16 protein-coding genes are annotated in these 20,991 nt (G+C 73.1%); 10 read left to right on the top strand and 6 right to left on the bottom strand.

Annotated elements, in window-relative coordinates:
- Positions 1 to 65 precede the first annotated feature (65 nt).
- Positions 66 to 911 (bottom strand): SGNH/GDSL hydrolase family protein, encoded by an 846-nt coding sequence (locus tag ACZ434_RS16920; protein WP_468456368.1) that lies wholly within the window; start codon positions 909 to 911, stop codon positions 66 to 68.
- Positions 912 to 1,050: 139 nt separating this feature from the next.
- On the opposite strand from ACZ434_RS16920, the gene ACZ434_RS16915 reads away from it, so the two are divergent.
- From ACZ434_RS16915 to ACZ434_RS16905, 3 genes are all read left to right on the top strand, one after another.
- The gene (locus ACZ434_RS16915; RefSeq protein WP_468456366.1) at positions 1,051 to 1,749 is read left to right on the top strand and encodes a response regulator; all 699 of its coding nucleotides are present in this window, start codon (positions 1,051 to 1,053) and stop codon (positions 1,747 to 1,749) included.
- Positions 1,749 to 3,206 (top strand): sensor histidine kinase, encoded by a 1,458-nt coding sequence (locus ACZ434_RS16910; RefSeq protein WP_468456364.1) that lies wholly within the window; start codon positions 1,749 to 1,751, stop codon positions 3,204 to 3,206. Before ACZ434_RS16915 ends, ACZ434_RS16910 begins: the two co-directional genes overlap by 1 nt.
- 134 nt (positions 3,207 to 3,340) lie before the next feature.
- Entirely contained in the window at positions 3,341 to 3,739 is a 399-nt protein-coding gene (locus tag ACZ434_RS16905) for a hypothetical protein (RefSeq protein WP_468456362.1), read from the top strand.
- A gap of 104 nt (positions 3,740 to 3,843) precedes the next feature.
- On the opposite strand, the gene ACZ434_RS16900 is transcribed toward ACZ434_RS16905, so the two are convergent.
- Genes ACZ434_RS16900 through ACZ434_RS16885 form a run of 4 tightly spaced genes read right to left on the bottom strand, consistent with a single transcriptional unit; the run spans position 3,844 to position 11,029 of the window.
- Positions 3,844 to 5,592, bottom strand: a complete 1,749-nt coding sequence (locus ACZ434_RS16900; RefSeq protein WP_468456360.1) for an ABC transporter ATP-binding protein — start codon at positions 5,590 to 5,592, stop codon at positions 3,844 to 3,846.
- On the bottom strand, positions 5,589 to 7,301 hold the full coding sequence (locus tag ACZ434_RS16895) for an ABC transporter transmembrane domain-containing protein (RefSeq protein ID WP_468456358.1): 1,713 nt from the start codon (positions 7,299 to 7,301) through the stop codon (positions 5,589 to 5,591). Before ACZ434_RS16895 ends, ACZ434_RS16900 begins: the two co-directional genes overlap by 4 nt.
- 33 nt (positions 7,302 to 7,334) lie before the next feature.
- Positions 7,335 to 9,185: an ABC transporter ATP-binding protein gene (locus ACZ434_RS16890; RefSeq protein WP_468456356.1), complete on the bottom strand. Its 1,851-nt coding sequence runs from the start codon at positions 9,183 to 9,185 to the stop codon at positions 7,335 to 7,337.
- The gene (locus ACZ434_RS16885) at positions 9,182 to 11,029 is read right to left on the bottom strand and encodes an ABC transporter ATP-binding protein (protein ID WP_468456354.1); all 1,848 of its coding nucleotides are present in this window, start codon (positions 11,027 to 11,029) and stop codon (positions 9,182 to 9,184) included. The genes ACZ434_RS16890 and ACZ434_RS16885 overlap by 4 nt, the downstream gene beginning before the upstream one ends.
- Before the next feature lie 183 nt (positions 11,030 to 11,212).
- Here ACZ434_RS16885 and ACZ434_RS16880 point away from each other — a divergent pair, with 183 nt between their 5' ends.
- From ACZ434_RS16880 to ACZ434_RS16865, 4 genes are all read left to right on the top strand, one after another.
- Positions 11,213 to 12,115, top strand: coding sequence for an ABC transporter ATP-binding protein (locus ACZ434_RS16880; protein ID WP_468456352.1), 903 nt, complete (start codon positions 11,213 to 11,215; stop codon positions 12,113 to 12,115).
- On the top strand, positions 12,112 to 12,861 hold the full coding sequence (locus ACZ434_RS16875; protein WP_468456350.1) for an ABC transporter permease: 750 nt from the start codon (positions 12,112 to 12,114) through the stop codon (positions 12,859 to 12,861). The genes ACZ434_RS16880 and ACZ434_RS16875 overlap by 4 nt, the downstream gene beginning before the upstream one ends.
- A 64-nt stretch (positions 12,862 to 12,925) precedes the next feature.
- A complete protein-coding gene (locus ACZ434_RS16870) occupies positions 12,926 to 14,200 on the top strand; it encodes a sensor histidine kinase (protein WP_468456348.1) in 1,275 nt (424 codons plus the stop codon).
- A complete protein-coding gene (locus tag ACZ434_RS16865; protein ID WP_468456346.1) occupies positions 14,193 to 14,837 on the top strand; it encodes a response regulator in 645 nt (214 codons plus the stop codon). Before ACZ434_RS16870 ends, ACZ434_RS16865 begins: the two co-directional genes overlap by 8 nt.
- 33 nt (positions 14,838 to 14,870) lie before the next feature.
- On the opposite strand, the gene glgX is transcribed toward ACZ434_RS16865, so the two are convergent.
- The gene (glgX, locus tag ACZ434_RS16860; RefSeq protein ID WP_468456344.1) at positions 14,871 to 17,123 is read right to left on the bottom strand and encodes a glycogen debranching protein GlgX; all 2,253 of its coding nucleotides are present in this window, start codon (positions 17,121 to 17,123) and stop codon (positions 14,871 to 14,873) included.
- Between the two features lie 191 nt (positions 17,124 to 17,314).
- On the opposite strand from glgX, the gene ACZ434_RS16855 reads away from it, so the two are divergent.
- From ACZ434_RS16855 to ACZ434_RS16845, 3 genes are all read left to right on the top strand, one after another.
- Positions 17,315 to 18,541, top strand: a complete 1,227-nt coding sequence (locus ACZ434_RS16855; protein WP_468456342.1) for a L,D-transpeptidase — start codon at positions 17,315 to 17,317, stop codon at positions 18,539 to 18,541.
- Between the two features lie 162 nt (positions 18,542 to 18,703).
- A complete protein-coding gene (locus ACZ434_RS16850; protein ID WP_468456340.1) occupies positions 18,704 to 19,951 on the top strand; it encodes a L,D-transpeptidase in 1,248 nt (415 codons plus the stop codon).
- 80 nt (positions 19,952 to 20,031) lie between these two features.
- Positions 20,032 to 20,799 carry an enoyl-CoA hydratase/isomerase family protein gene (locus ACZ434_RS16845; RefSeq protein ID WP_468456338.1) on the top strand — a complete coding sequence of 256 codons (768 nt, stop codon included), beginning with the start codon at positions 20,032 to 20,034 and terminating at the stop codon, positions 20,797 to 20,799.
- The last annotated feature ends 192 nt before the right edge of the window (positions 20,800 to 20,991 follow it).

The following is a 20,991-nucleotide window of genomic DNA, read 5'->3' as shown; positions in this document are numbered from 1 at the left end:
CGGGCGAGCGGCTCGGGCGGGCGGCCCGGCGGGCGGCTTGGGCGGGCGGCCCGTGCGGGCCGTCGTTACGGGCAGCCGAGTCGGCTGAACACCTTCTCGCCGGTCCACGCCCCGGTGGCCCACTCCTCCGGCGCGGCCGGGGCGAAGCCGTAGAGCGCCTGGAGCTCCTTGCCGAACCACTGGGCGAAGGCCGCCGAGCCCTGCTGGCAGGAGTGGATGCCGTCCTCGCTGCGCTGGGCCATGGCCGCGCCGCTGTCGGTGCCCCACAGGGAGGCGGTGTCGAGGAAGCGGACCGTGTCCGGGTGCCGGTCCGCGACCGCCTTCGCCGACTTCGGCGCTGCCTTGATCCCGGCTTCGTGCGGCTTGTAGAAGTCGTCCACCTCGAAGGGCGGCGCGGACACCAGCAGCAGCTCGGCACCGGCCTCCTTCACCGCCCCGGCCAGCCGCTCGTACGCCGCGCGCTGCTCGTCGGGGGTGCCCCAGTCGTAGGTGGTGATCTGGTAGGCGACCACGTCCGGCCGGAAGGACTCCAGGGACTTGGGCAGCTTCTTCCAGGTGGGTTCGGCGATCTCGCCGACGACACCGCCGCCGCCGGTGGAGGCCATCGACTCGAACTCCACTCCGGCGGCCTCCATCGCCGCGCCGACGGCCGGCACCTGTGCCTCGCTGATGGAGTCGCCCATCCACAGCAGCCGCTGCGGCTTCGCGCTGCCGTCCTTGGCCCCCTCCTCCCGGTCGCCGGAGCCGTCGGCGGATGTGTCGGTGCCCCCGGTGCCGGAGGAGACCTGCGAGTCCTGGCAGGCGGTCAGCGCGAGCAGGGCCGCCGCCGAGGCCAGGGAGAGGGCGGCGAGGCGGCGGGCGGTGGGGGAGGCGCCGTCGCGGCGGACGGAAGGGAGGTTCTCGAAGTTCATGCCCTGAGCACAGCCGAGGCGCCGCGCCGCACGGAACGGCCGTCATCGTTTCCTCACACGACGCGGAAACAGGCGTCATACGCTTCGAGCATTCTGGTCAAGAACGCCGCACGCCCCGCCGGAGAAGAGCGCACCCCCCATGGCCCGAGTCCTGCTCATCGAAGACGACCCCGCCGTGCAGAAGGGCGTCACCCTCGCCCTGAGACGCCGGGGGCACGAGGTGGAGGTCGCCGGCAGCGGCGAGACCGGACTGCTCGCCCTGGAACGCCATCGGCCCGACCTCGTCCTGCTCGACCTGATGCTGCCCGGGATGAGCGGCCTGGAGGTGTGCCGCCGGATCCGGGAGAAGCAGCAGCTCCCGATCATCATCCTCTCCGCACGCGGGGACGAGATCGATGTGATCGTCGGACTGGAGGCGGGCGCCGACGACTACATCGTCAAACCGGCCGGCCCCGAGATCCTCGCGGCCAGGATGAAGGCCGTTCTGCGCCGGGTCGCGCCCGCCCAGGACGGCGGGCCGGAACCCGCGGCCGGCGGCGCGGAGCGGCACGCCGGCCTCACCGTGGACCGCACCTCCCTGGTCGTCGCCAAGCACGGCACCGAACTCGCCCTCGCACCCTCCGAACTCAAACTCCTGCTGTTCCTCACGGCCGCCCCCGGCCAGGTCTACTCCCGTCAGCAACTCCTCGAACAGGTCTGGGAGCACTCGTACTACGGCGACGTCCGTCTCGTCGACGCCTGTGTGATGCGGCTGCGCGCCAAGATCGAAGACGAGCCGCGCAAACCCGTGTACGTGCAGACCGTGCGCGGCTTCGGCTACCGCTTCGGGCCCGTGTGATGGCCCTCCGGATCCGCTTCCCCCAAGGGCTCCGGACCCGCTTCGTCCTGGCCTTCCTGCTCGCCGCGGCCTTCGGCGCCCTGCTCACCGCGGGCCTCACCTTCCAGCAGGCCCGCTCCGCGATCCTGGAACGCACCCGCTCCGCCGCACTCGCCGATCTGCGCACCCAACTCGACTCCCTCGCCCCCGACCTGGCCTTCCCGCCCGCCACCGAGGACCTGCGGGGCCTGGCCGGACAGCTCGACCGGGCGGGCGGGAGCCGCGACTGGCGCGCGACGGCCGCGTACCGGGACGGCCCTCTCACCGGGGGCACCGCCGACGCCCCGCCGGTGCCGGACGCGCTCCGCCGCGCCGTCGACGGCGGCGGGGCGGCGGTCTACCAGTACGTCGAGCACCGGGGACGGCCCTGGCTGGTCCTCGGCATGCCCGTCGCCTACGCGGACGACCCCGGCCGGCTCTCCGGGCTGGCCGCGTACGTCTCCTTCCCGCTGGACAACGACCGGACGGACATCGACGCCCTGGTCACCGCCGCCCAGGCCGGGGCGCTCGCCGCGCTGCTGCTCGCCCTCGTACCGGCGCTGCTCGCGGCCCGCAGCGTGCTGCGCCCGGTACGGCGTCTGCGCCACGGCGCGGAACGCATCACCGCGGGAGAGCTCGGCACCCGGGTCGACGCCGACGGCCGCGACGAACTCGCCGCGCTCACCCGCTCGTTCAACACGATGGCCGGCACGCTGGAGAAGGACGACGCGGAACTGCGCCGCATGGAGGCACGGGCCCGCCGGTTCGCCGCCGACGTCGCGCATGAACTGCGCACACCCCTCGCCGCCATGACGGCCGTCACCGAAGTGCTCGACGAGGACGCCGACTCGGGTGTGCTGCCCGCCGACACCGCCGACGCCGTACGCCTGATCAGCTCGGAGACCCGCACCCTGGCCCGGCTGGTCGAGGACCTGATGGAGGTCTCGCGTTTCGACGCCGGGGCGGCGCACATGCACCTGGAGGACGTCGACTTGCGCGCCATCGTGCTCAAGTCCCTCCAGGTGCGGGGCTGGTGTGCCGACGAGCGGGTCGCCGTGAGTCTTGCGGAGCCGGTGCCGGTGCGTGTCGACCCGCGGCGCATCGACGTGGTGCTCGCCAACCTGGTCGGCAACGCGCTGCGGCACGGGCTGCCTCCGGTCACCGTGTCGGCACGGGTGGACGGCGGGCGGGCCGTCCTCACCGTCACCGACCGGGGGACCGGCATCCCCGAGGACGCCCTCCCGCACGTCTTCGAGCGCTTCTACAAGGCCGACAGCGCCCGCGCCCGCTCCGAGGGCAGCGGGCTCGGGCTCGCCCTCAGCCACGAGAACGCCGTGCTGCACGGGGGAGCGCTCGCCGCGGCGAATGCCCCCGGCGGTGGGGCCGTCTTCACCCTCACCCTTCCCCTCGCCGGGAGCCGGCCGTGGGAGGCGCCGTGACATGGCGTGGTCGGGGGGCCGTCGTTCCGCTCCTCGCGATGGCCGTGGCGGGGTGCGGGATCACGCAGTCCGGGCCCGTCCGGGCCGGGGCGCCCGCCTCGGGGATCCAGCAGCCGGGTGGGGAGGATCGGTCGGTGCGGCTCTACTTCACCGGTCCGTACGGAATCCGTGCCGTCTCGCGTCTGGTCGGCCGGCCGCTCGGGCCGCAGGAGGCGCTCGATCTTCTGGTGGAGGGGCCTACGGCGGCGGAGGAGGAGCGCGGGCTGACGACGGAGGTTCCGGACATGGACGGGCGGCTTACGGCTACCGCGACGAACGGGGGGGTCGATCTGCGGATTCCCGTCGCGGTCAGCACGGGGGAGTTGGATGTGGCGGCGGTCAGTCAGCTGGCCTGTACGGCGGCGCATGCGGAGGTTCCCGGGGGGCGGGCGGCTGCGGAGGTGGATGTGCGTATCCACGAGAATCTCGGTGGGGAGCCGTGGACGGTGCGGTGTGGGGCGGGGGGTAACGCGGTGCCGGTGCGGGGTGGGTGAGGGGGGGGCGCCCTCGCTGCCCCTTCCCTTCCCGTCCCTGGGGCCGCGCCCCGGACCCGCTGCCGGCCCCGCGGGCCTCGTCCTCAAGCGCCGGACAGGCGCTTCTACGGGGTGCCGTGCCAGGAGTGCCAGAGGGAGGCGTAGGTGCCGCCGGAGGCGACCAGGGTGTCGTGGGGGCCGAGTTCGGTCAGGTGGCCGTTCTCCATGACGGCCACGCGGTCGGCGTCGTGGGCGGTGTGCAGGCGGTGGGCGATGGCGATGACCGTACGGCCCTCCAGCACGGCGGCCAGCGCGCGCTCGGTGTGGCGGGCGGTGGCCGGGTCGAGCAGGGCGGTCGCCTCGTCGAGGATCAGCGTGTGCGGGTCGGCCAGGACCACTCGTGCCAGGGCCAGCTGCTGCGCCTGGGAGCCGTCGGTGGCGTGGCCGCCCTCGCCCAGTTCGGTGTCCAGCCCGTCCGGCAGCTCCCGCACCCAGGTCTCGGCGCCCACCACGGTCAGTGCCGCCCACACCTCCTCGTCGGAGGCGGCGGGCTCGGCGATCCGCAGGTTGTCGCGGACCGAGCCGAGGAACACATGGTGCTCCTGCGTGACCAGGACCACCTGCCGCCGCAGCCGCTCCGGGTCGAGGCCGGACACCGGCACCCCGCCGACCGTCACCGTCCCCGCGGTCGGCGCGTCCACGCCCGCCAGCAGCCTGCTCAGCGTGGTCTTCCCGGCACCGGACGGCCCCACGATCGCCAGCCGCTCGCCCGGGGTCACCGTCAGGTCGACCCCGCGCAGCACCTCACCGCCCCCGTCGTACGCGTAGCGGACACCGGTCACGTCGATGCGGTCGCCCGCCGGATCGGGCGTGTCCCCCCGCCCGGCCGCGCGCGGCGCCCGGGCCAGTCCCTCCACCCGGGCGAACGAGGCGCCGCTCGCCTGCAGTTGCTCCACGCGCATCAGCACCTCGTCCAGCGGCCCCGTCAGCTGCAGCAGATACAGCGACACGCTCACCACGGCCCCGAGGCTCACCGTGCCCTGCTGGTGCAGCCACCCCCCGAGCAGCAGGACCGCCGCCATCGGCACCGTGTACGACAGCTCCACCGTCGGGAGGAACACCGTGCGCAGGAACAGGGTGTGGAACCGGGTGCGGCGGGACGTCTCCAGCGCCTCCCGCGAGGCCCGGATCCGCCGCTCCTCCAGCCGGAACGCCTCCACCGTGCGGGCGCCCGCCGCCGTCGACGCGACGATCTCCGCCACGTCCGAGTTGGCCGCGCCCTCCGCGAGGTAGGCGTCGCGGGCCCGGCGCAGATACCAGCGCAGCACCAGCCAGATCGGCGTCAGCGCGAGCAGTCCGAGCGCGCCGAGGAGCGGGTCCACCACCAGGACCGCGGCCATCACGAACAGCGACTGCACGGCGTTGACCAGCAGCGCGGGACCCGCGTCGCGCAGGGTCGTGCCCACGACGGTCACATCCGCCGTCCCGCGCGCGGTCAGATCGCCCGTACCGGCCCGCTCCACCACCGACGACGGCAGTCCCAGCGCCCGGTCCACGAACCGTTCCCGCACCCGCGCCAGCGTCCGCTCCCCGAAGCGGTGCCCCACGTACCGGGCCCAGCGGGACAGCAGCAACTGCGTGACGGCGCACAGCACGATGACCGGCGCCAGCCGGTCCACCACCGCCACTCCGCCCCCGTCGCGCACCTCGTCGATGATCCGCCCCAGCAGCCACGGCCCGGCCAGCCCCGCGAGGGCCGCCAGCCCGTTCAGCGCCAGTACGCCGGCGAAGACCCGCCGGTCCGCCCGGACCAGTCCCGCCGCGGCCCGGCGCACATCGGCGGGCCCGGCGAGGGGAAGACGCTCCCCGCTCATCGCACGGCCTCCTCGTCGGTGTCCCGGGCCACCAGGTCCCGGTACGCGGGCTCGCGGTCGAGAAGCTGGAGGTGACTGCCGTTCGCGGCGACCTTCCCGTCGACCAGGAAGACCACCTCGTCGACCCGGGCCAGCACCAGCGGCGACGACGTGACCAGCAGCGTCGTACGGCCCTCGCGGGCTTCGCGCAGCCGGTCGGCGACCGTGGCCTCGGTGTGCGCGTCGAGCGCCGAGGTCGGCTCCACCGCCAGCAGCACCTCCGGGTCGGCCAGCAACGCCCGTGCCAGCCGCACCCGTTGCCGCTGACCGCCGGAGAGGCTGCGGCCCTGCGCGGACACGGCCGAGTCGAGCCCGTCGGGCAGCCCCCGCACGATGTCGTCGGCGGCGGCGGCCCGCAGCGCCCGCAGCACCTCCTCGTCGGAGGCCTCCCCGCGCCCGGCCGCCACCACCTCCCGCAGCGGCCCGGCGAACAGATCGGCCTCCGGATCGGCCACCAGGATCCGCTCCCGCACCCGCGCGAGCGCGACCTCGTCCAGCCGGACCCCGCCCCAGGTCGCCTCCGACGGCGCGTAACGCCCGAGCCGGTCCACCACGACGAGCGCGTCGTCGTGGCGCGCGGCGGTGAGCGCGGTCAGCCGGCCCGGCAGCACCCGCACCCCCGACTCCGGGTCGTCCAGCACGGACGGCTCGGCAGGCGGGTCGGCGGTGGCGGCGTCGGCGGGCGGCTCCAGCCGCAGCAGCGCCGCCACCCGCCGGGCGGCCACCACACCCCGGCTGAGCTGGTAACCGCACTCGATGAGGAACATCACCGGCCACACCAGTACGGCCACATAGCCGTACACCGACACCAGCTCGCCCACCGTGATCTCGCCCTGGGCCGCCAGCCGTGCCGCGATCCAGGTCACCCCCGCGAGGAACAGCACCGGCAGCCCCGCGGCGAACGCCTGTATCCAGCTCGTCACCGCCCCGACCCGGTACCCCTGCTCCCGCAGCCGCCCCGAGTCCCGCCGGAACGCCTCGGAGACCAGGTTCTTCCCGCCCAGCCCGCTCAACACCCGCAGCCCGCCCGCGAGATCGCCGATCCGCGCGGTCAGCACGCTCTGTCGCTCCCGGTACTCCGTCTCCCTGCCCTGCAACCGTCCCGCCAGCGGCCCCACGGCGAGACCGATCACCGGCACCCCGAGCAGCACCACCACCGCCAGCAGCGGCGACACCGACAGCAGCAGCCCCGCCACCACCGCGTACGCCACGACCGCGCCGACCCCCGGGCCGACCGCCGTGAGCGACTGGGCGATCGTCTGCACATCACCCACCCCGATGGTGACGACCTCCCCGGCCCCGGCGCGCCGCTCCAGCGAGGCACCCAGCCGCACCGTGTGCCCCACGACCACCTTCACCGTGCGGAAATTGGCGTCCATCCGCACCCGTGTCATGGTGCGGTGCCGCATGATGCTCAGCCACGCGTTCAACGCGTTCACCACGAACAGGGTCCCGGTCCACAGCGCCAGCGCGCCCATGTCCCCCCGCCCCAGCCCGTCGTCCACCGCCCGCGACATCGTGTACGGCGTCGCCGCCAGCAGCACCATCCACACGCTGCCGTACACCGCGCCCGCCGCACACCGGCCCGGCTGCCGCAGCACCAGCCACCACAGATAGCGGGCCCCGCTCCGGCAGTCCGGCGTGCCGGGATCCCCGTAGGTGTCGATCATGTGGTCACTCTCCCCCGTGCTCCGCCCCGGTCCCTACGCCAGACTGTCCCGCCAGGCCCGGTGCAGGTCGGCGAACCTGCCCGTCCCGGCGATGAGTTCGGCCGGGCTGCCGTCCTCCACGATCCGCCCGTGCTCCATCACCAGGACCCGGTCCGCGATCTCCACGGTGGACAGCCGGTGGGCGATCACCACCGCCGTACGCCCCTTCAGCACCGTCGCCATGGCCCGCTGCACCGCCCGTTCGCCGGGGATGTCCAGGGAGCTGGTCGCCTCGTCCAGGATGAGCACCGCCGGGTCGGCCAGCAACGCGCGGGCGAAGGCGACCAGTTGGCGCTGACCGGCCGAGATGCGGCCACCCCGTTTGCGTACGTCGGTGTCGTAGCCGTCGGGCAGCGCGGCGATGAAGTCGTGCGCGCCGATCTCCTTCGCCGCCTGCTCGATCTCCTCGCGGGTGGCGTCCGGTCGTCCGATCGCGATGTTCTCCGCGACCGTCCCGGAGAACAGGAACGCCTCCTGCGTCACCATCACCACCTCGCGCCGCAGATCGCGTCCCGTCAGGTCGCCGAGGTTCACGCCGTCGAGCAGCACCCGCCCGTCGGTGGGGTCGTAGAAGCGGGCGAGCAGCTTGGCCAGCGTCGACTTGCCCGCGCCGGTCGAGCCGACGACCGCGACGGTCTGCCCCGCGGGCAGCGTGAGGCCGAAGCGGGGGAGCACCTCGCCGCCGGTGCGGTAGGCGAAACGGACGTCGTCGAAGACGACCTCGCGGCCGGGGAGGCCGGAGCGCCGCCCGGGAAGCTCCCGGGGGGACACCGGCTCCGGCACGGACGGGGTCTGGGCCAGCAGGCCGGCGATCTTCTCCAGCGAGGCCGCCGCCGACTGGTAGGAGTTGAGGAACATGCCCAGCCGGTCGATGGGGTCGTACAGCCGCCGCAGATACAGCACCGCCGCCGCCAGCACACCCAGCTCCAGCGACCCGTCCGCCACCCGGTAGGCGCCCCACAGCACGATCAGCGCGACGGTGGTGTTGGCGGTGATCCGGGAGCCGACGACATAGCGGGCCATCTCAAGGAGCGCGTCCCCGTTGGTCCGCTCGTGCCGCCGGTTCAGCACCGCGAAGTCGGCGTCGTTCGCCGCCTCCCGGCGGAAGGCGCGCACCGGGCGGATGCCGTTCATCGTCTCGACGAACTTCACGATCACCGCGGCGATGGCCGTCGACCGCTTCCGGTACACCCGTCCCGCCCGCCGCTGGTACGACCGTACGAGCAGGTACAGCGGCATGAACGAGGCCACCGCGACCGCACCGAGCCCGAGGTCCAGCCAGAGCAGCAGCACCGAGATGTAGACGGCCGACAGGATGACCATCACCAGCTCCTGCAGGCCCTCCTCCAGCAGTTCGCGCAGCGACTCGACGTCGGTGGTGGAGCGGGAGATGAGGCGGCCCGAGGTGTAGCGCTCGTGGAAGTCGACGCTGAGCTCCTGCGCGTGGCGGAAGATCCGGCCGCGCAGATCGAGCAGCACGTCCTGGCTGACCCGCGCGGAGGTCTTCACGAACGCGTACTGCAGCGTCCCGGCCGCCGTCGCGCACAGCAGGTAGCCCACCGCCACCGCGATCAGCGGCCCGTTGTCGTCGCCGCGGAACGCGGGTACGGCACGGTCGATCGCGTACGCCACCAGCAGCGGGCCGGCCTGCACCGCGGCCTGCTGGAACAGCAGCAACAGCGCGGTGACGGCGACCCTGCCCCGCATGGGCGAGAGCAGGGAACGCAGGAGCGCGCCGGTGGCGCCCGGGGGAGCGGGCAACTGGTCCTGGTCGAAGGGGTCACCGGTCGTGGGTGCCCGGTCGTCGTCCTCGTCCTTGACGGGTGCGGTGGTGGCCGCCGTCATCGCTGGTCCTCCTGTTCCCCCGCCGGGGCGCCGGACATGAGGTGGGCGTACTCGGGGTTGGTGCGCAGCAGCTCGTGGTGCGTGCCGACCGCGGTGATCCGGCCGCCGGAGAGCAGGGCGACCCGGTCGGCGAGCAGGACCGTGGAGGGGCGGTGCGCGACGATGAGGGCGGTGGTGTCCGCGAGCACCCGGCGCAGGGCGGCCTCGACGGCGGCCTCGGTGTGCACGTCGAGCGCGGACAGGGGGTCGTCCAGGACGAGGAAGTCGGGGCGGCCGACCACGGCGCGGGCCAGCGCGAGGCGCTGGCGCTGGCCACCGGAGAGGCTGAGGCCCTGCTCGCCGACCTGGGTGCCGGTGCCCTGGGGCAGCGCGTGGACGAAGTCCGCCTGGGCGACGGCGAGGGCGCGGCCGAGGTCCTCCTCGCCGGCTCCGCCGCCCATGAGTACGTTCTCGCCGACACCGGCGGAGAAGAGGGTGGGCTCCTCGAAGGCCACGGCGACGCGGGAGCGCAGTTCCTCGCGGGACATCTCCGTGATGTCCGTGCCGTCGAGGGTGATGCGGCCGGACGTCACCTCGTGGAGGCGGGGGACGAGGGCGGTGAGGGTGGTCTTGCCGCTGCCGGTGGCGCCGACGAGGGCGAGGGATTCGCCGGGGCGGATGTGCAGATCGATGCGGTCGAGGACGGGGGTTGTGTCGGCGGGGGCGTCGGGGTAGCGGAAGGTGACGTTGTGGAAGACGAGCCCGTCTGCGCTGTCCTGCGGGCAGTCGTGCCGCTCGGGCGGGGGGACCCCCATCGCCCGAGCGGCACGACTGCCCGCGGCTGCGGCGGGATGCCGTTCGGCCGCGGCGGATTCCGGGGCCGCGTCCATGACCTCGAAGTACCGTTCCGTCGCCGTCGCCGCTTCCTGGCTCATCGCCAGGAGGAAGCCGATCGAGTCCACCGGCCAGCGCAGGGCGAGTGCGGTCGACAGGAACGCCACCAGTGTTCCCGCGGACAGCGACCCGTCCGCCACCTGTACCGCCCCCAGCACCAGCGCCGCCCCGATCGCCAGCTCCGGCAGCGTCACGATGACGCCCAGGATCGTCGCCAGCAGCCGCGCCTTGTGCAGCTCCGTCCCCCGCAGCTCACCCGCCAGCTTCCGGAACGCCAGGGCCTGGCTGCGGTGCCGTCCGAAGCCCTTGATGATCCGGATGCCGAGCACGCTCTCCTCGACGACCGTCGTCAGATCGCCCACCTGGTCCTGCGCCCGCCGCGCCGCCCCCGAGTACCGCTTCTCGAAGACCACGCAGGTGATCAGCACCGGCACGGCCGGCACCAGGATGACCAGCCCCAGCGTCCAGTCCTGCACCAGCATGATGATCACGCCGACCAGGATGGTCACGCCGTTGACCAGCAGAAACGTCAACGGGAAGGCGAGGAACATCCGCAGCAGCATCAGGTCCGTGGTGGCCCGCGACAGCAACTGCCCCGACGGCCACCGGTCGTGGAAGGCGACCGGCAGCCGCTGCAGATGCCGGTACAGATCCGCCCGCATCTCGGCCTCGACATGCGACAGCGGGCGCGCCACCAGCCACCGCCGGAACCCGAACAGCAGCGCCTCCGCCAGCCCGAGCAGCAGCAGGTACAGCGCGCCCAGCCACACCCCCGCCGGATCCCGGTCGGCGATCGGGCCGTCCACCATCCACTTCAGGACGAGCGGGATGACCAGCCCGATGCAGGAGGCGAGGATCGCGATGAACGCGGCGGTGAACAGCCGTGTCCGCACGGGCCGCACATACGGCCACAGCCGCAGCAGCGTACGCACGGCGGAACGGGATTCCGGGGGAGAAGGTGTCGTGGGCATCAGCAGCGAGCCTACGGTTTGCGGCTGACACTGCCCACCGAGTTTCGGCCGGGACCTCCTCGGTCGCCGGACCTACGACCTGCGGGTACGGGGCAGTCGTACGCATCGTCAACCGATCGGCTGATGCCGGGCCGAGCGGACCGGGCGATGCGCCGGCACCTCCGCTTCCGGGAGGCTGAGGCCATGTCAGTCATCGACGTCACCGATCTGCGCAAGTCCTACGGGGGGCACGCGGCAGTCGACGGTGTCTCCTTCACCGTCGAGGAGGGCGAGATCTTCGGGATCCTCGGCCCGAACGGCGCCGGCAAGACCACCACCGTCGAGTGCGTCGAGGGCCTGCGCGTCCCCGACGCCGGCCGCGTACGCGTCACCGGCCTCGACCCCGTCACCGACCACCGGGAGGTCGCCCGCGTTCTCGGCGCCCAGCTCCAGCAGAGCCGGCTCCAGCCGAAACTCACCGTCCGCGAGGCCCTGGAGCTGTACGCCTCCTTCTATCCGCACCCCGCCGACTGGCGGCAGCTCTGCGAACGCCTCGGCCTCACCGGGAAACTGGGCACCCGGTTCGCCACACTCTCCGGCGGCCAGAAGCAGCGCCTGTCCATCGCGCTCGCCCTGATCGGCGACCCCCGGATCGTGGTGCTGGACGAGCTGACCACCGGCCTCGACCCGCGCGCCCGGCGTGACACCTGGGAGCTCATCGAGGACATCCGCGCGGGCGGTGTCACCGTCGTCCTCGTCACCCACTTCATGGAGGAGGCGCAGCGCCTCTGCGACCGCATCGCGGTGATCGACAAGGGACGGGTCGCCGCCCTGGACACCCCGGCCGGGCTGATCCGCCGCTCGGCGGGCGGCACCGTCATCAGCTTCACCCCCTCCGCCCCACTGGACGACGCCGACCTGAACGCGCTGCCGCAGCTCGCGTCGATCCAGCACAAGGACGGCCGCGTCACCCTCTCCGGCACCGACGAGACGGTCAACGCCGTCATCACCCTCCTCGCCCGCACCCGCGTCACCGCCCACCAGCTGCGCGTCACCGACGCCACACTGGACGACGCCTTCCTGGACCTCACGGAGGCCACGTCATGAGCACCGACGTCCTCAACACGGCCGTCCTCAGGACCGAGATCCGCCTCTTCGGGCGCGAACCCGGCGGCATCTTCTGGATCCTCCTCTTCCCCACCCTGCTGCTGGGGATCCTGGGGCTCATCCCCTCCTTCCGCGAGGCGGACCCCCATATGGGCGGACTGCGTCCGATCGACGTCTACGTACCGGTGGCCGTCCTCCTCGGCCTGCTGGTCAGCGGTCTGCAGGCCATGCCGCAGACCCTCACCGGGTACCGGGAGACCGGCGTGCTGCGCCGCATGTCCACCACGCCCGTACGCCCCGCCACCCTGCTGACGGCGCAGATGCTGGTCTTCGGCGGTGCCTCGGTGCTCTCCGCCCTGATCGCCCTCGCGGTCGGCCGGCTGGCCTTCGGCGTGGCACTGCCGGAGCAGCCGCTGGGCTACCTCCTCGCGCTGCTGCTCGCGCTCCTCAGCTGCCTCGCCCTGGGTGCCGTGCTCTCCGCCCTGTCCCGCACCACGAAGATCGCCACCGCGCTCGGGTCGACCGCGCTCTTCCCCGCGATGTTCTGCGCCGGTGTGTGGCTCCCGGTCGCGGCCATGCCGGACCTCCTCGCCGACATCGTCGGCTGGACCCCGTTCGGCGCCGCCGCGCAGGCCCTGGACCAGGCCGCGGCCGGCGACTGGCCGGACCTGCTCCACCTCGGCGTACTGACGGCCTGGACGCTGCTGCTCACGGCGGCTGCCTCGCGCTGGTTCCGCTGGGAATGACGACGACAGGGAGCCGGGACACGACGACAGGCAGCCGGGACACGACGACAGGGAGCCGGGACACATGGACGCGGCCGACAATGACGTCGTGACGGAGACGACCGAACTCGACGACCGGTGGGCCGTGTTCGACCGCTGGGGCCCGTACGGACTCCTCCTCATGAGTACGGTCATCGCCTGGGCGACCGCCGACGCCCTCGGCATGGACTCCGGCGCACGGTGGGCGTGCGGCGCCCTGATCGTCGCCGCCGTGGGCCTGGAGCTCTGGTGGGGCAGGGGGGCGGCCCACCGCACCGGACCGTCACCGGCGGGCGTCCGGCACTACGCCCTGCGCTGGGCGGTCGGGTTCGCCCTGACCTGGATGCACCCCTTGTTCGCCTTCTACGCCGTCATCGGCTACTTCAGCACCGAGCGCATGCTTCCGCGCCGTCTGCGCAAGACCGGTCTGTTCGCGACCGCCGTGACGCTGGCCGGTTCCCAGTCGGGCGGACTGCCGCCGGACAACGGGCTGGGCTGGGTGCTCTTCGGCTCCCTCCTCGCCGCCAACACCGCGCTGGTCTTCCTCTTCGGTCACTTCGCCGACCTGGAGGAGGACCGGGGGCGGGCCCGGCTGGAGACCATCGCCGAACTCGAACGCACCAACACCGCGTTGCAGCAGGCCCTCGACGAGAACGCCGCTCTGCACAGCCAGCTTCTGGTGCAGGCGAGGGAGGCCGGTGTCGCCGACGAGCGCCGCCGGCTGGCCGCCGAGATCCACGACACCCTCGCCCAGGGCCTGACCGGCATCATCGCCCAGCTCCAGGCCGTCGCGAACGCACGGAACGCGGACCTGGCCCGGGAGCACACGGACCGGGCCCTCGCCCTGGCCCGGCACAGCCTCGGCGAGGCCCGCCGCTCCGTGCACAACCTCTCCCCGGTCGCCCTCGCCGACGACGGGCTGCCGGACGCCCTGCGGAAGACGGTGACGGAATGGGGCGAACGGACGGGCGTGCGGGCCGGGTTCACCACCACCGGCACCGCCGAGCCGCTCCACGACGAGGTCGCCGCCACCCTCCTGCGCATCGCCCAGGAGGCCCTGTCCAACACCGCCCGGCACGCCACCGCCGGCCGCGTCGGCGTCACCCTCTCCTACATGGGCGACGAGGTCACCCTCGACATCCGTGACGACGGCCGGGGTTTCGACCCGCTCGCCCTCCCCGCGCGCACCGCCGTCGGCGGCTTCGGCCTCGACGGCATGCGGGCCCGCGCCGAACGCGTCGCCGGGGCGCTGACCGTCGAGGCGGAGCCCGGCCAGGGGACGGCCGTCTCGGCTCGCGTACCGTTGGTCCGCCATGACTGACGAAGCCGTGATCTCCCTCCTCATCGTCGACGACCACCCCGTCGTACGGGACGGCCTGCGCGGCATGTTCGACTCCGCGCCCGGGTTCCGTGTCCTCGGTGAGGCCTCGAGCGGCGTCGAGGCGCTGGAACGGGCCGCCGCCCTGGACCCCGACGTGATCCTCATGGACCTGCGGATGCCGGGCGGGGGCGGGGTCGACGCCATCCGGGAACTGTCCCGCAGGGGCGCCCGCGCTCAGGTGCTGGTGCTGACCACGTACGACACCGACGCCGACACGATCCCCGCGATCGAGGCGGGCGCCACCGGCTACCTGCTCAAGGACGCCCCGCGCGAGGAACTGTTCACCGCCGTCCGCGCGGCGGCCGAGGGCCGTACGGTGCTCTCCCCGGCCGTCGCCTCCCGCCTGGTCTCCGCCGTCCGCGCGCCCGCGGCCCCCGCCGGCGAGCCGCTCTCCGCCCGCGAACGCGAGGTGCTGGTCCTGGTCGCCAGGGGCACGTCCAACCGCGAGATCGCCCGGGAGCTGTTCATCAGCGAGGCGACCGTGAAGACCCACCTCACGCACATCTTCGGCAAGCTCGGCGCCAAGGACCGCGCGGCGGCGGTGGCGGTCGGGTACGACCGGGGCATCCTCGGCTGACGCGGGCGACGGCCACGGCGCCGCCACCGCCGCTCAGTTCCGTACCCGCAGCAGCAGCACCGACCGCTCCGGCACGGTGATCCGCGCCCCCGCGCGGTGCTCCACCTCCGGAGCCCGGTCCTGCTCCTCCCGCGCGGTGTCGACGACCACCTCGTACCGCCCGGCCCAGGGCGGCCCCGGCAGCTCGAACTCCACCGGGCCGTGCCCCGCGTGCAGGACCGCCAGGAAACTGTCGTCGACGACCGGCGCCCCCTGCTCGTCCCGGCCCGGGATGTCCCGCCCGGAGAGGTACATGCCGAGCGTGGCCGCCGGCGCGTACCAGTCGTCCTCCGTCATCTCCGTGCCGTGCGGCGTGAACCAGGCCAGGTCGCGCAGTCCGTCCGCGGAGTGCGGGCGGCCGGAGAAGAAGGCGCGCCGGCGCAGCACCGGGTGCCGGTGGCGCAGGGCGGTCAGCCGGGACGTCAGCTCGGACAGGGGCCGCCACTCCGGGTCGTCCAGGAGGCTCCAGTCGACCCAGCCGATCTCGTTGTCCTGGCAGTAGGCGTTGTTGTTGCCGCGCTGGGTGCGGCCCATCTCGTCGCCCGCGACCAGCATCGGCACGCCCGTCGACAGCAGCAGCGTGGTCAGCAGGTTGCGCGACTGCCGCCGCCGCAGGGCCCGTACGTCCTCGTCGTCCGTCTGCCCCTCCGCGCCGCAGTTCCAGGAGCGGTTGTCGTCCGTGCCGTCCCGGTTGCCCTCGCCGTTCGCCTCGTTGTGCTTGCGGTCGTACGACACGAGGTCCCGCAGGGTGAAACCGTCGTGTGCGGTGACGAAGTTGACCGATGCGTACGGCCGCCGCCCGCCCCACGCGTACAGGTCGCTGGAGCCGGACAGCCGGTAGCCCATCTCCCGCACGTCCGGCAGCGCGTGCCGCCAGAAGTCCCGCACGGTGTCGCGGTACCGGTCGTTCCACTCCGTCCACAGCGGCGGGAACGCCCCCACCTGGTAGCCCCCGGAGCCCACGTCCCACGGCTCGGCGATCAGTTTCACCCGGCGCAGCACCGGGTCCTGCGCGATCACCGCGAGGAACGGCGACAGCATGTCGACGTCGTGCATGGAACGGGCCAGCGCCGCCGCCAGGTCGAACCGGAAACCGTCGACGCCCATCTCCGTCACCCAGTAGCGCAGCGAGTCCGTGATCAGCCGCAGCACGTGCGGCTGGACGACGTGCAGGGTGTTGCCGCAGCCCGTGTAGTCGGCGTAGCGGCGCGCGTCCGGCTGGAGGCGGTAGTAGCCGCGGTTGTCGACGCCCTTCAGGGAGAGCGTGGGGCCCAGCTCGCCCGCCTCCGCGGTGTGGTTGTAGACCACGTCGAGGATCACCTCGATCCCGGCCGCGTGCAGGGCGCGCACCATCCGCTTGAACTCGCCGACCTGCTGCCCGGTCGTCCCCGAGGCCGCGTAGCCGGCGTGCGGGGCGAAGTAGCCGATGGAGTTGTAGCCCCAGTAGTTGCGCAGGCCCCGGCGCAGCAGGTGGTCCTCGTGCGCGAACTGGTGCACCGGCAGCAGCTCCACGGCCGTCACGCCCAGCCGCACCAGGTGGTCGATCGCGGCGGGGTGCGCGAGACCGGCGTACGTGCCGCGCAGTTCCTCCGGGACCCCCGGGTGCCGCTGGGTGAAACCCCTGACGTGCAGCTCGTAGATGACCGAGTCCGCCCACGGGGTCTTCGGCCGGCGGTCGTCCGCCCAGTCGTCGTCGTCATGGACGACCACGCCCTTGGGGACGAACGGCGCCGAGTCCCGGTCGTCGCGCACGGTGTCCGCGACATGCTGCTCCGGCCAGTCCCGGACATGCCCGTACACCTCGGCCGGGAGCGCGAAGTCCCCGTCCACCGCGCGGGCGTACGGATCGAGCAGCAGCTTCGCCGGGTTCCAGCGGGCGCCCGTCCACGGGTCCCAGCGGCCGTGCACCCGGTAGCCGTACCGCTGCCCGGGGAGCACACCCGGCACGAAGCCGTGCCAGATCCCGTGCGTCAGCTCGGTGAGCCGGGCGCGGCCCTCCCTGCCACGCTCGTCGAACAGACACAGCTCGACCCCCTCCGCGCCGCCCGCCCACAGCGCGAAGTTGGTCCCCGCCACCCCGTCCGGGCCGACCCGGAACCGGGCGCCCAGCGGCGTCGGCCGCCCCGGACGCACCGGCACCGTGGGCACGGGCGGCGCCGGCCGCGCGCCGTTCACGACGACGGCCGGGCGCCCGTCCCCGGTGGCCCGCTCTCCGGCCACCGCCTCCTGCTCGGCTGCGCTGGACACCTGTCAGCCTCCCGCGGCTCGTGGGGGGACGACGGCGGACAGGGGGCCGCGGCGGCCCGTCCCATGGCCCCGGCCGCGGCTCCCCGGCGCGTCGTCCTCCCACTGTTCTGCCCAGAGCGCGCCTCGCCCTCACGTTTCCCCGGGGGGCGGCATGGTCGTTTCCGGAGGCGGGGCCCGTCGTTGGGTACCGCGTGAGGCACGTAACTGGGCGCGCACGGCGCGCGAGGGCCGCACTGGCCGTCGTAGTGACATGGGCAGGACTGCTGGCCGGGACCGCCGGGTGCACCCCGGACGGACCCGTCCGGGGGGCGTTCGGGCCCCCGGGCGGCGGGGACGCCATCCGGGTGATCCCCGACGACGGCAGCGAGGACGTACGGCCCGGCTCCCCCCTGCGGGTACGCGTCCCGGACGGGAAGCTGGAGTCGGTGAAGGTCGTCGTGTCGCAGGACGCGCGGGAGTCACCGGTCCCGGGGCGGGTCTCCGCCGACGGGCTGACCTGGAAGCCCGACGACGACCGGCTGGCGCTCGCCGCGAAGTACACCGTCGACGCGGTGGCCGTGGACGGCGAGGGCCGCCGCTCCGCCCGGCACACCACGTTCACCACCTTCGTCCCGGAGGAACGCTTCATCGGCTACGTCGCCCCCGAGGACCGCGCCACCGTCGGCACCGGCATGATCGTCTCCCTGGAGTTCAACCGGAAGATCGCCCACCGCGCGGCCGTCGAACGCGCCGTCCGCGTCACCGCGCGCCCCGCCGTGGAGATCCGCCCGCACTGGTTCGGCGACTCCCGCCTCGACTTCCGCCCCGAGCACTACTGGAAACCCGGCACCGAGGTCACCGTCGACCTGAACCTGCGCGACGTCGAGGGAGCGCCCGGGGTGTACGGCCTCCAGCACCGCACCTTCACCTTCACCGTCGGCCGCAGCCAGGTGTCGGTGGTGGACGCCTCCCGGCACACCCTGCGGGTGCGGCGGGACGGGGAACTCCTCGCCACCGTGCCGATCACGGCCGGGGCGGCCAGGACGCCCACCTACAACGGGAAAATGGTGATCACCGAGATGCTCGAGGTCACCCGCATGAACAGCCGCACGGTCGGCTTCGGGGGCGAGTACGACATCCCCGACGTCCCGCACGCGATCCGCCTGACCAGCTCGGGCACCTTCCTGCACGGCAACTACTGGGCCGAGCCCGAGGTCTTCGGCAGCGACAACGTCAGCCACGGCTGCGTGGGTCTGCGCGATGTGAAGGGCGGCGGCGCCGACACCCCGGCCGGCTGGTTCTTCGACCGCAGCCTCATCGGCGACGTCGTCGAGGTCGTCAACAGCGAGGACAAGAAGGTGGCCCCCGACAACGGGCTCGGCGGCTGGAACATGAACTGGAAGGAGTGGAAGGCGGGCGGCGCCGTGAAGCAGGGCTGAACCCACCCCCTTCGGGCGGTCCGTTGAACTTGGAACGGAACGGTGACAAAACCGCCGCCGAGAACGCCCCTGGCCTGTGGTTACTATGCGGCCGAGTGCGCGAGGGGCGCACTGGGGCGCGGGGCCGGCGAACAGGGCCGGGGCCGCCGAGGGGAGAAACAAGTGAACGTGGGGCCGATATCGGGGGCGTCGGTGGGCGCGCGGCGACGGGGCGGCAGGAGACTGGCGGCGCTGGCGCTCGGTCTGGCGCTGGCGGTCACCGCCTGCGGCGGCGGGGGAGCGGACGCGGGAAGCGCCTCGGGCGACGCCGAGGCCGAGGGCAAGGGCTCCACCGCGGCGCAGAGCAAGCAGTCCGAGGCCGTGGTGAGCATCGCGCCCGGGGACGGCGCCGAGTCCGTCAAGACCAGCGGCGCGCTGAAGGTGACCGTCGGCAAGGGCAAACTGACCGAGGTCGTCGTCAAGAACCCGGACGGCGGCAAGGTCGAGGGCGAGATATCCGGCGACGGCGCCACCTGGACGCCGTCCACCCACCTGGCCGCCTCCACCAAATACACGGTGCACGCGGTCGCCAAGGACTCCGAGGGCCGTACCGCCGCCGAGGACGCCAGCTTCACCACCCTGACGCCGAAGAACACCTTCATCGGTCACTTCACCCCCGAGGACGGCTCCAAGGTCGGCGTCGGCATGCCGTTCTCGCTGCGCTTCACCCGGGGCATCACCAACCCCGACGAGGTCGAGAAGGCCATCCGCATCACCACCGAGCCGGCCGTCGAGGTCGAGGGCCACTGGTTCGGCAACGACCGCCTCGACTTCCGCCCGGAGAACTACTGGAAGGCCGGCACCAAGGTCACCGTCGACCTCAACCTCGACGGCGTCGAGGGCCGTGACGGCGTCTACGGCGAGCAGTCCAAGAAGGTCTCCTTCACCATCGGCCGCTCCCAGGTCTCCGTCGTGGACGTCAAGAAGCACACGATGAAGGTCGAGCGGGACGGCAAGGTCGTCAAGACCATCCCCATCACCGCGGGCGCGGCCGGCATGGAGACCTGGAACGGCCAGATGGTCATCAGCGAGCGGCTGAAGGTGACCCGGATGAACGGCGCGACGGTCGGCTACGGCGGCGAGTACGACATCAAGGACGTCCCGCACGCCATGCGCCTCACCACCTCCGGCACCTTCCTGCACGGCAACTACTGGGGCGGCGACGCCTTCGGCAACTACAACGCCAGCCACGGCTGCATCGGCCTGCGCGACGTGCGCGGCGGCTGGGACAAGAAGGCGCCCGGCGCCTGGTTCTTCGAGAACTCCATGATCGGCGACGTGGTGGTGGTCAAGAACTCCAACGACGCGGTCGTCGCCCCGGACAACGGCCTCAACGGCTGGAACATGTCCTGGGAGAAGTGGAAGGCGTAGCGGGCGGGACGGCAGCCCCGCGCCCCGTCGAGGGGTGCGGGGCTGTCTCGATGGAGTGAACGCCCGCTAACCTGCGGGGCATGACCGTACATCTCGAAGTCGCCGAAGGCGTCGGCACGCTGCGGCTGGACCGGCCGCCCATGAACGCGCTGGACGTCGCCACGCAGGACCGTCTGAAGGAACTCGCCGAGGAGGCCACCCGCCGCGACGACGTGCGCGCCGTGGTGATCTACGGCGGCGAGAAGGTGTTCGCGGCGGGCGCGGACATCAAGGAGATGCAGGCCATGGACCACGCGGCGATGGTCCTGCGGGCCCGCGCGCTCCAGGACTCCTTCACCGCGGTGGCCCGCATCCCCAAGCCGGTCGTGGCCGCCGTCACCGGCTACGCGCTCGGCGGGGGCTGCGAACTCGCCCTCTGCGCCGACTACCGCATCGCCGGGGAGAACGCCAAGCTCGGCCAGCCGGAGATCCTGCTCGGCCTGATCCCGGGCGCCGGCGGCACCCAGCGGCTGTCCCGGCTGATCGGCCCCTCCCGGGCCAAGGACCTCATCTTCACCGGCCGCCAGGTCCGGGCCGACGAGGCGCTGACGCTCGGCCTGGTCGACCGTGTGGTCCCCGCCGAGGAGGTCTACACGCAGGCGCACGCGTGGGCGGCGAAGCTGGCCCAGGGCCCGGCGATCGCGCTGCGCGCGGCCAAGGAGTCGGTCGACACCGGCCTGGAGACCGACATCGAGACCGGCCTCGCCGTCGAACGCAACTGGTTCGCGGGCCTGTTCGCCACGGAGGACCGGGAGCGCGGGATGCGCAGCTTCGTCGAAGAGGGCCCCGGCAAGGCGAAGTTCCTGTGACGCCCCGCTGAAGAACCTCTTCGGGGGCTTGCCATTGACGCGATGTCTGATCCGGGTCCCTCGATGGGGCGGATTGTGGGAGCCTTGGGGCACCCTTAAGCCGCTCGTGTCGAGGGAGCCCGTCGATTGCCTGAGAGCGAGTCGTTTCCGCAGGTCGGGCGGGCTTTCGAGGGCTCCGAAGTGCCGGCCGCA

The organism is Streptomyces sp. NPDC030893, from assembly GCF_055571535.1.
This window is presented reverse-complemented; position numbering and strand designations above follow the sequence as displayed.

Excerpts from the sequence above, each read along its gene's own strand:
- ACZ434_RS16915 (WP_468456366.1), top strand. The coding sequence starts at position 1,051 with ATGGCCCGAGTCCTGCTCATCGAAGACGACCCCGCCGTGCAGAAGGGC.
- ACZ434_RS16870 (WP_468456348.1), top strand. The coding sequence starts at position 12,926 with ATGGACGCGGCCGACAATGACGTCGTGACGGAGACGACCGAACTCGAC.
- ACZ434_RS16875 (WP_468456350.1), top strand. The coding sequence starts at position 12,112 with ATGAGCACCGACGTCCTCAACACGGCCGTCCTCAGGACCGAGATCCGC.
- ACZ434_RS16920 (WP_468456368.1), bottom strand. The coding sequence starts at position 911 with ATGAACTTCGAGAACCTCCCTTCCGTCCGCCGCGACGGCGCCTCCCCC.
- ACZ434_RS16900 (WP_468456360.1), bottom strand. The coding sequence starts at position 5,592 with ATGAGCGGGGAGCGTCTTCCCCTCGCCGGGCCCGCCGATGTGCGCCGG.
- ACZ434_RS16890 (WP_468456356.1), bottom strand. The coding sequence starts at position 9,185 with ATGACGGCGGCCACCACCGCACCCGTCAAGGACGAGGACGACGACCGG.
- ACZ434_RS16910 (WP_468456364.1), top strand. The coding sequence starts at position 1,749 with ATGGCCCTCCGGATCCGCTTCCCCCAAGGGCTCCGGACCCGCTTCGTC.
- ACZ434_RS16880 (WP_468456352.1), top strand. The coding sequence starts at position 11,213 with ATGTCAGTCATCGACGTCACCGATCTGCGCAAGTCCTACGGGGGGCAC.
- ACZ434_RS16885 (WP_468456354.1), bottom strand. The coding sequence starts at position 11,029 with ATGCCCACGACACCTTCTCCCCCGGAATCCCGTTCCGCCGTGCGTACG.
- ACZ434_RS16865 (WP_468456346.1), top strand. The coding sequence starts at position 14,193 with ATGACTGACGAAGCCGTGATCTCCCTCCTCATCGTCGACGACCACCCC.
- ACZ434_RS16845 (WP_468456338.1), top strand. The coding sequence starts at position 20,032 with ATGACCGTACATCTCGAAGTCGCCGAAGGCGTCGGCACGCTGCGGCTG.
- ACZ434_RS16895 (WP_468456358.1), bottom strand. The coding sequence starts at position 7,301 with ATGATCGACACCTACGGGGATCCCGGCACGCCGGACTGCCGGAGCGGG.